8 protein-coding genes are annotated in these 8,742 nt (G+C 54.1%); 7 read left to right on the forward strand and 1 reads right to left on the reverse strand.

Annotated features, from left to right (window positions below; translation table 11 throughout):
• The 6 genes from QM579_RS09710 to QM579_RS09735 form a co-directional block, all read left to right on the forward strand.
• A partial coding sequence (locus tag QM579_RS09710) for a DUF116 domain-containing protein (protein ID WP_414998959.1) occupies positions 1–887 on the forward strand: 887 nt, incomplete at its 5' end.
• Entirely contained in the window at positions 868–1,938 is a 1,071-nt protein-coding gene (locus tag QM579_RS09715; RefSeq protein ID WP_414998960.1) for a geranylgeranyl reductase family protein, read from the forward strand. The genes QM579_RS09710 and QM579_RS09715, both read left to right, overlap by 20 nt.
• On the forward strand, positions 1,925–2,884 hold the full coding sequence (locus QM579_RS09720) for a radical SAM protein (RefSeq protein WP_414998961.1): 960 nt from the start codon (positions 1,925–1,927) through the stop codon (positions 2,882–2,884). The genes QM579_RS09715 and QM579_RS09720 overlap by 14 nt, the downstream gene beginning before the upstream one ends.
• A gap of 90 nt (positions 2,885–2,974) precedes the next feature.
• Positions 2,975–4,069: a radical SAM protein gene (locus QM579_RS09725; protein WP_414998962.1), complete on the forward strand. Its 1,095-nt coding sequence runs from the start codon at positions 2,975–2,977 to the stop codon at positions 4,067–4,069.
• A gap of 187 nt (positions 4,070–4,256) precedes the next feature.
• The gene (locus QM579_RS09730; RefSeq protein WP_414998963.1) at positions 4,257–4,853 is read left to right on the forward strand and encodes a GDSL-type esterase/lipase family protein; all 597 of its coding nucleotides are present in this window, start codon (positions 4,257–4,259) and stop codon (positions 4,851–4,853) included.
• 276 nt (positions 4,854–5,129) lie between these two features.
• Positions 5,130–5,318: a hypothetical protein gene (locus tag QM579_RS09735; RefSeq protein ID WP_414998964.1), complete on the forward strand. Its 189-nt coding sequence runs from the start codon at positions 5,130–5,132 to the stop codon at positions 5,316–5,318.
• Positions 5,319–5,448: 130 nt separating this feature from the next.
• On the opposite strand, the gene QM579_RS09740 is transcribed toward QM579_RS09735, so the two are convergent.
• Positions 5,449–6,843 carry a sigma 54-interacting transcriptional regulator gene (locus tag QM579_RS09740; RefSeq protein WP_414998965.1) on the reverse strand — a complete coding sequence of 465 codons (1,395 nt, stop codon included), beginning with the start codon at positions 6,841–6,843 and terminating at the stop codon, positions 5,449–5,451.
• A gap of 209 nt (positions 6,844–7,052) precedes the next feature.
• On the opposite strand from QM579_RS09740, the gene QM579_RS09745 reads away from it, so the two are divergent.
• Complete coding sequence (locus QM579_RS09745) at positions 7,053–8,621, forward strand: sulfatase (RefSeq protein ID WP_414998966.1); 1,569 nt, start codon at positions 7,053–7,055, stop codon at positions 8,619–8,621.
• Positions 8,622–8,742: the final 121 nt, after the last annotated feature.

Genomic DNA, 8,742 nt, shown 5'->3' on the forward strand with positions numbered 1-8,742 from the left:
CCACCTATGAAAAAACAGAGGTAGAGCAGGGGGAGCCCAAATCTCCTTTTGGTCTGGTGCGCGTGACAATGCAGCTGAACATGCCGCGAAAAACACTCAAAAATATCTTTATCACCGGGGATTTTTTATCTTTTCCGTCAAGGGCACTCTTTGACCTTGAGGCAGCGTTGCGCGGCCAGCCTTTGAACGGCGATCACTTGTGCGGCATTATTCACGATTTTTTTAATGAAAAAAGGATCACCATACCGGATATGGGGGCGGATGATATCTGCACTCCCCTGCGTATGGCGCTGGAAAAAGCCGCCATTGCCCGCCACGGCATCCCGCTTGAGCATTGCAACCGCATTTTCACCACCAACGGCAGTTTTGACGAAGTGCTGGCGGCAGGGCCGCAGGCGCTCTTGCTGCCATACTGCGCCAAACTTAAAGACTGCGATTTGCGATTCACCCGCGCCTGCCGTGCCTGTGGCGAATGCTCAGTGGGCGAGGCCTGGACACTGGGGCTTGAGCGCAAGATGCGCACCGTCTGCATCACCAACTTCGAGCATCTCATGCAGGAGCTGGAAAAATTTAAAGAGCAGGGAGTTTCAGCCTTTATCGGCTGCTGCTGCCAGCCTTTCTATATCAAGCATGTTGAGGATTTTGCCCGCCTTGGTTTGCCGGGAATCCTCATAGATATAGAAAATACCACCTGCTACGACTTGGATCAGAGCGAAGCCGCCCATAGGGGGGAATTCTCCAGCCAGACATCGCTCAACATGCCGCTTCTGAATGACATTCTGCGAGTTGCTGAACAGGCCGGGCAACTGGCTGGCCAGAAGCAGGGGCAAAGCCTTGCATCTGGCTCGGAACAGGCGGGGAGGGCGCATGCGCATGCTACAATATGATGTGCTGGTTGTGGGCGCCGGGCCTGCTGGTTCCTGCGCAGCGCGGGCGGCTGCAAAGGCAGGGGCGTCTGTGGCCCTGATCGAGCGTCGCAGTGTGGTGGGCCTGCCCGTGCGTTGTGCTGAGTATATTCCGGCCATGCTGGTGGGGCAGGCTGACGTGGGCAAAGATTATATCGCCCAGACCACGTTGGGAATGCGCAGTTATTTGCACGGACACCGCATTCAGGACATGACGGCTCCTGGTCACGTCATTCACAGGGATAAATTTGATCAGGCTCTTGCCTGCGCCGCTGCGGATGCCGGAGCCCATATTCTGCTTGGGCACTGCGTTCTTGAGCGTGAAGGCGGGCAGGGCAGTTGTGTTGTATTGTCTACGCCCGCTGGAGATCATGTTCGTATAAAGGCCAAGGTCATTATTGGTGCGGATGGCCCGCATTCACGCGTGGCCCGGTGGGTGGGGCTGTCCAATACCCACTGCCTGCCATCCATACAGGTGCGCCTGCCCTTGCTGCAAAAGCTGGAACACACCTGCATATACTTTGATGAAAGTATCACCGCCGGATACGCATGGCTTTTCCCGAAGGGAGAAATAGCCAATGTGGGGCTGGGCATGTTGCGGCAAAAGCACACACCCGGCCTGCGCCGTGTGTTGCGGCGGTTTGCGCGCGGCCTGTCAGCCCTTGGTCTGGTGCGCGACGAGCCTTTGTCGCTCACGGGCGGCTGGATACCCGCCGGGCCACCGCGTCCCTGCGTGGCAGGCGACATTCTGCTGGCAGGCGATGCCGCAGGGCATACGCATCCCATTACCGGGGCGGGCATATTTCAGGCCGTCATTGGCGGGCAGATGGCTGGCCGCTGGGCAGCCCGCACAGTTGCAGAAGGGCACATGGCTGTTTTGCAGGGCTATGCAGACGAATGGAACGATTTTTACGGTGACGTTTTATCACACGCGCACAAGCGCAGGCTGGACTGGGAAGGCCACGACGGCATGCTGGACCATTCCATAAACAGGTTCTGGATAGGATTCAGGGAATACTATGCGGCTTCTTGACCATTGGGATGACATGCAACTGGAGCAGGCCAGGGAGCTTTCCTGGGCGCGGCACGGTAAAAAAATAGTATTCTACCTGCCGGGCATGTTCGTGCGCGACGGCGTGCAGGGGCAATACCCAGCGCTTTCCGTTACAGGCCGCGACTGTGCGCAACACTGCGCCCACTGTGGTGGTGCTCTGTTGCAGAACATGCCTGATGTGAGCAAGCCCGGCAGCCTGCTGGAAAAATGTAGAAGCCTTGAGGCGCAAGGTGTGCAAGGCGTACTGCTTTCCGGCGGATGCGACGGACGGGGACGTGTGCCGTGGAAGAATTTTATCCGCGCCATTGCCGACGTGAAGCAACAGACAGGGCTTTTCGTGTCTGTACACTGCGGCATGGTGGACGCGGCCACTGCCAGGGATTTGAAAAACGCCGGGGCTGATCAGGCCTTGATTGACGTCATCGGCAGCGCAGAAACCTACTACAAGGTTTATCATCTGGCCGACGGCGCAGAACTGCTGGACAAAAGCCTTGAAGCGTTGGCTCGGGCCGAACTGCCCGTGGTGCCACATATTGTGGTTGGGCTGCATTTTGGCAAGCTGCTCGGCGAAAGCTGGGCTCTGGATATCATTGCCCGGCGTCCGCCAGCTCTGCTGGTCATAGTGGCCTGTATGAGCCTGCCCGGCACAGATATGGCCCATATGGCGCCGCCCGGTGCGCGCGAGGTTTGCGGGGTTATTCTACGGGCGCATGAGCTCATGCCAGATACGGAAATAAGCCTCGGCTGCGCCCGCCCCCGTAAAGGCGCTGCCGATCTTGAAGAGTTGGCCCTTATGGCCGGGGTCAACCGCATGGCTTTGCCTTCTCAAGAAGCTGTTGCTACGGCGGCCCGAATGGGGCTGGAGGCGCAGTTTCGCAAAACCTGCTGTTCGGTGCGCTTGGGCGAAGGCGCGGCTGGCTGGTGAAAGGGCCGATGCAGTAAGAATTCACGTTCACGAATAATACACGACGGGCATAGGGCAACAGTCTGCTCTGGAGCAGTCAGCGAGGAAAATATGAGCCAAGCCACTGAGTTGAAAAATCAATGTTCCCCCAGCGACGGCGTTTGCGATCAGGAACTTGCGCCTGAAAGCCCGGATGTTGTGCGCATGAGCCTTGCCGCCGCAATGACGCTGGATTTTGCGCCGGGCAGTTTTTATCGCAATGCCTGCCTTTCGTGCATAAATTTGCTTTTGACCTACCGTTCGGGGTGTGCGGCCCGCTGCGCCTACTGCGGCCTTTCTGGCGCAAAGGTAAAGCGCCCCATCAAGAGTTTCATTCGCGTAAGCTGGCCTGCCTTTACCGTGGACGAAATCATTGCAGGCATCGCAAGGCGCAAGGAGCGCGTCAAGCGCATCTGCATATCAATGCTAACCAATAGCCGTGCCCCGCATGATGCGGCGGACATTTGCCGCCGTTTGCGGTCAGCTGTGGGTATTCCGGTTTCACTGCTCATTTCGCCTACCATCCTGACGCGTCGCCACCTGGAAGAATTTCGTGACGCAGGGGCAGACAAAATTGGTGTGGCTATTGACCTTGCCACGCCAGGTCTTTTCGCTCACTACCGCGGAGCCGGAGTGGGGGGGCCGCACTCCTGGGACCGTTATTGGCAATGCCTGGAAGAAAGTTTGGATGTTTTTGGTCAGGGCATGGCTGGTTCGCATTTTATGGTGGGTATGGGTGAGACAGAGGAGGAAATGTGCCGGGCCATGCAGCGTGTGCATGATATGGGCGGCAATACACATTTGTTTTCATTTTTCCCCGAGGGAGGGTCGCCTTTGGCAGACAGTCTGCCCCCGCCCATTGACCAGTACCGCCGCATCCAGCTGGCCCGCTGGCTTATTGATCATAATCACGCTCACGCAGATGGCTTCACCTACAATCAGCGGCGGGGCATCATCGGGTATGGTTTGCCAAAGGATGAACTGGAGCGCGTCATCAATACTGGCGAGCCCTTCCGTACCTGCGGCTGCACGGGCCGTGACGGCGAGGTGGCCTGCAATCGCCCCTATGCCAACTCACGGCCCGGGCCAGGCATACGAAACTACCCCTTCAAGCCCGAAGAGGCGGATGTGCGCCATATTCGCCTGCAACTGGGATTGCCATTGTAGATTTGCGTCTGAGGCCGCAGGGCCTTTTTCGCAACCTGCGGATCTGGGGCGGGAGCGGGCAGGCATCCTGTCCTGGCTCCGCAGAATACCGTGCCGCATTGAGTGCGACGGCACGGGGCCGTGCTGGTTGCTCCGCCAGCGCGGCCTGTTCTTTGACGTCGAAGTGGTAGAGGAGTAGAAAGCGGGCATGACTTTGATCTGTTTGGGCGACAGCCTCACATATGGCTACGGCATTCCCCGCCCCCGGGTTTGGCCCTCCTTGCTGGCCGGGGCAACAGGCATGCGGGTGTATAACTGGGGCATCAACGGCGATACCACTGGTGGTATGCTGGCCCGTTTTCAGGCCCACGGTGCCACTAGAGACTCGCATGCCGCCATTCTTATGGGCGGCTTTAACGATCTGGCTCTAGGGGCGGAACTTGGTGTAGTAAAAGCAAATATGTTCGCTCTGGTGCAACAGTGTTTCAACGCCCGCATCAAGCCCTTGCTCGGCATTCCCATACCTGTGCGCCACCCCATCACCTTTCCATTGCTTGCCAGTATGGACGTGGAGCGAGCTTGCGCCGCCTACGAAGATTTGCGGCTCTGGCTGCACAGTCTGGCCGAAGATTTTTCTCTTCCAAAGGTGGATTTTTACCGCTGCTTTGAGACGGTTTCCGCTTCGGCAATGCAGAGCGGAAACAGGGAGTCCTTTGATGCCTTGTATACTGACGGCTTGCACGCCAGCGAAGCCGGGCACGCTCTTATGGCACAGGACGCCGCGCGGGTGATACGCGAAATCTGATCCGTTCCTGTATTGTTGCCACCCGGTAAAGTTAAACCGCACTAGCCTCATAGAGCATTTAAACTTTTTCAGAGTTAAAATGCTCTGATCTCAAGACTATTTTTTATTTCAGCGAAGTTAGAATACCTGTGGCCGTTACTTTTATCGGTTTCTGCAAAACATATCCGTCCATTCGCCACATTGATGCTTTTTAAACCACAGTAGGCGGCACGAAAAAGCTTCCGTTTTGTCATACACTGGTCAGATGCAGCAATCAGTATTGCGGTGGAGGTCAGTATGACAAACGATACCCTTCCATTTTGCAAGCTTGTTGAGAGGCAGCTGTCTGTAAAAGTACGGCAGGGATTTTGGGATATGCTGCTGGTGGCTCTGCCTGATCCTTTCAAGAAAATCGGCCACATGGCAGTAAAACTGGATCGCTCACGCCAGAAACCGGGGCGAGGCCGCGCTTTCTCCATCAAATAAGGATAGTCGCAGATAGTACTCTTATTTCCCGGTATGTTTTGCAAGTTGGGTGCAAAAGACATGACGACAGGTCTTACTGTGAGTGTAAGTCCTGTTTTTTTATTGGGGAGCAGAAAATTTGCGGGTAATACTATTTTGACAGGTTGTGGTATTTAATTTTCCTCTGAAATGTTCTTAAATTAAGCCCAAGAAGCTTGGCTGCCTCGCCCTGTCGCCAGCGGCATTTTTCCATAGCCTGCACGATCAATCTGTACTCGAAAGCCTTGACGGATTCTTCCAGAGGTGTGTCGGTATCGGGAAAAAACGCTTCGCAGCCATCGCAATCAAAACCTTCGATTGAAGCGTCACCGAACATAAAAAAGCGTTCAAGAAAATTGTGCATCTCGCGGATATTACCCGGCCACGAGTGCTGTTCCATAGCTGCGCGCACGTGCTGGGGCACCTGGCCCGCAGTGTTGTTAGCGTTTAGGTATGCCTCAATGAGCAAATCGAGGTCGCCGCGCCTATCACGCAGTGGCGGAATTTTTACCGTTAATACATTAATTCTATAGAAAAAATCTGACCGCATGGTTTTGCTTTTCACCATACTGGCCAGATTTTGATGGGTTGCAGCAATAAGGCGGAATGTGGACCGTTGGGGGGTATTGCTGCCAACGGGTGTAAACTGTTTGCTTTCAAGAGTGCGCAAAAGTTTGACCTGAAGGTGTAACGGAAGTTCCCCAATTTCATCAAGAAAAAGTGTGCCTTCGTGAGCGGCCTTGATGAAACCGTCTCTATTGCCAACGGCCCCGGTGAACGCCCCTCGCACATGACCAAAAAATTCACTTTCAATGAGCTGCTCGGGGATGGCGCCGCAGTTTACAGGCACAAAAGCTCCCTTGCGCCCGCTCAGTTCGTGGATGGTCTGGGCGCATAGCTCTTTTCCCGTGCCGGTTTCACCCAGAATAAGCACATTACTGCTGCTTTGAGCCGCTTTTTCTAGCTGCGAATACAGGGCTTGCATAGGATCACTTGTGCCCACCATCAAGCCAAAGCCGTTGGCTGTGCGGCAGGAAAGAGCCGACATGCTCTTTTCTTCTTTAAGTGAATTTTCGATGGCTTTGTATTCACTGAGGTCCATCATAATGCCTTCAAGGAACAGCAGTTCCCCAGACTCACCGCAGACAACTTCGCCCTGTTCCCATATCCACTTTATGGTCCCGCTGGGAAGCCGCATGCGGTACACCATCTGGTAGGGCCGGTCTTCTACAAAACTTGTATAAATTTTCTCCCTTACCACATCACGGTCTTCAGGCAGAATAAGTGAATCCACAAGATTCACGCCGTGGTCCAGCGTGTCCGGGGTGACATCAATCAGTTTGTACATGCCATCACTGACAAACTTCAGGCAGACGCCATAATTCTTCGAAAAAGCATGTTTTCTTTCAGATATTTCAGAACGAAACACTGCGCCAGGAATAAGATTGAGCAAACGTGTATAGCTGTTGCGCATTTCTATCTGTGAGAGATCTGTATTTTTTTGCATATGAAATACCCGTAAATTTTTTTTCAATGTCGTAAAAAACGATAGTTTTGTCATCAGGCAAAGTAAATAATTTTTGATTTGTTTATTAATTGTTAGAATGTTTGAATATAAATTTTAGGCACATCTTTTGCTCATGCTGAGCGCAGTTCATCAGTGGTGAAGCGTTTTGCTTGAGTATTTTAACAGCTTTATAATGTGAGGCGCATTGTATGCCAAAGAATGTCATCGTCATAATGTTCGACAGCCTGCAGTATAATTACCTGGGCTGCTACGGCAACGAATGGATAAAAACTCCCAATATGGACAGGCTCGCGAGAGAAGGTGTGCTTTTTGAAAACTGCTACACCGAAGGCTTGCCCACCGTACCTTGCCGCAGGGCCATGCATACAGGGCGCTATACCTTGCAAAAGGCTGGTTGGGTCGCTCTTTCTGAAGAAGACACCACCATCGCCGATCTTTGTTGGGGGCGGCCCATCCAGACTGGCCTTGTGTTTGACTGTCCCAATTACCGCTTGCCCAAATTTGGCTACACCCGGGGCTTCGACAAGGTCTGGTATACCCGTGGGCAGGAAGCCGATAATTTTTACGAGTATGATCCGCTGATCAATCTCTCCCTTGACGATTATGTTGAAGAGGCGTGCGCCAAGGCCTATGCGGAAAAAATGGGAGAAGCGGCGCTTACCGGCAACCTCACGGAACTGGGTATTTTTCTTCGTCAGCGTCAATACTGGCGCAGCAAGGAAGATCATTTTGTCGCGCGTACTGTCGATGCAGCCATTGACTATCTGGGCGGTGTTGACCGTAACAAATCGTTTTTCCTATGGGTCGACTCCTTCGATCCGCATGAGCCGTGGTATCCGCCGTCCGTTACAGAAGGCCGCCCCTGCCCGTACGACCCGGACTACAAGGGCAAGCCGCAACCGTATCCTTGCGAAGGCCCTGTGGACGGCGTGTTCACGGAAGAGCAGTTGCACCACATCCGCATGCTTTATGCTGAAACCATCACCCTGTGTGACGAATATCTTGGCAAGCTGATGGACACCGTGAAGGCTATGGGCCTGGAAGAAAATACCTTGTTCATGATGGTTTCCGACCACGGCGAGCATTTGGGCAATGGCGAACACGGCCACGGAATTATGACCAAGGTTCGCCCCTGGCCTTATGAAGAACTCGCCCACACCCCCATGCTGCTTCGTGCCCCTGGAATCAAGGCCGGGCAGCGCATAAAGTCTTTTGTTCAGTCTTGCGACGTGGCACCCACCGTGTGCGATTGGCTGGGTATAGGTATTCACCCGGATATGCAGGGCAAAAGCCTTTTGCCTCTGGTACGGGGAGAGGTGGACAAGGTGCGCGATTTTGCCATCGCGGGCTACCACTCTTACTCGTGGGGGATGTTTACAGATGACTGGAGCTACATCCACTGGTTACAGCCTGAAAACCGCGACAGCGACAAAATGGCTGCGGAATTTTACAGCGAAAGCATAGACAGTTCGCACATCACGGCAACAGGCGGCAAGGGGTATATGGAAGAATGGCGCAAGGGTTTCGGCGCTGATGACAGCGAAAAGCCCGCAGGTACCGTGCTCTCCAGCCTGGACGGAGCCGATCAGTGGACCTGCTCGCCCAACAGCGTGGCGGAAGTGCCTGAAACGGACGAACTCTATGACAGAAGGAAAGACCCCTTTCAGCTTAACAACGTGCTGGATAAACACCCCGAGGTTGGCAAAGAGATGCTCCTGCGATTGAAAGAATTCATGGGCGAATTAATGACCTCTTAACTGGCAGTCTCAAAAGGCCCAAGACCGTCACACCGGAAATCTTGGGCCTTTTGGTCTGATTTTGCCGAATACCGTGGTATATTTTCCGGCAACGTCATCAGGTGCCGATAGTTTGATCTGA

The organism is Desulfovibrio sp. (assembly GCF_047607245.1).
In the GTDB taxonomy this organism is placed as follows: domain Bacteria; phylum Desulfobacterota; class Desulfovibrionia; order Desulfovibrionales; family Desulfovibrionaceae; genus Desulfovibrio.

Bases quoted from the DNA above. Each gene is read 5' to 3' on its own strand.
- QM579_RS09715 (WP_414998960.1), top strand. From the start codon at position 868: ATGCGCATGCTACAATATGATGTGCTGGTTGTGGGCGCCGGGCCTGCT.
- QM579_RS09720 (WP_414998961.1), top strand. From the start codon at position 1,925: ATGCGGCTTCTTGACCATTGGGATGACATGCAACTGGAGCAGGCCAGG.
- QM579_RS09725 (WP_414998962.1), top strand. From the start codon at position 2,975: ATGAGCCAAGCCACTGAGTTGAAAAATCAATGTTCCCCCAGCGACGGC.
- QM579_RS09730 (WP_414998963.1), top strand. From the start codon at position 4,257: ATGACTTTGATCTGTTTGGGCGACAGCCTCACATATGGCTACGGCATT.
- QM579_RS09735 (WP_414998964.1), top strand. From the start codon at position 5,130: ATGACAAACGATACCCTTCCATTTTGCAAGCTTGTTGAGAGGCAGCTG.
- QM579_RS09740 (WP_414998965.1), bottom strand. From the start codon at position 6,843: ATGCAAAAAAATACAGATCTCTCACAGATAGAAATGCGCAACAGCTAT.
- QM579_RS09745 (WP_414998966.1), top strand. From the start codon at position 7,053: ATGCCAAAGAATGTCATCGTCATAATGTTCGACAGCCTGCAGTATAAT.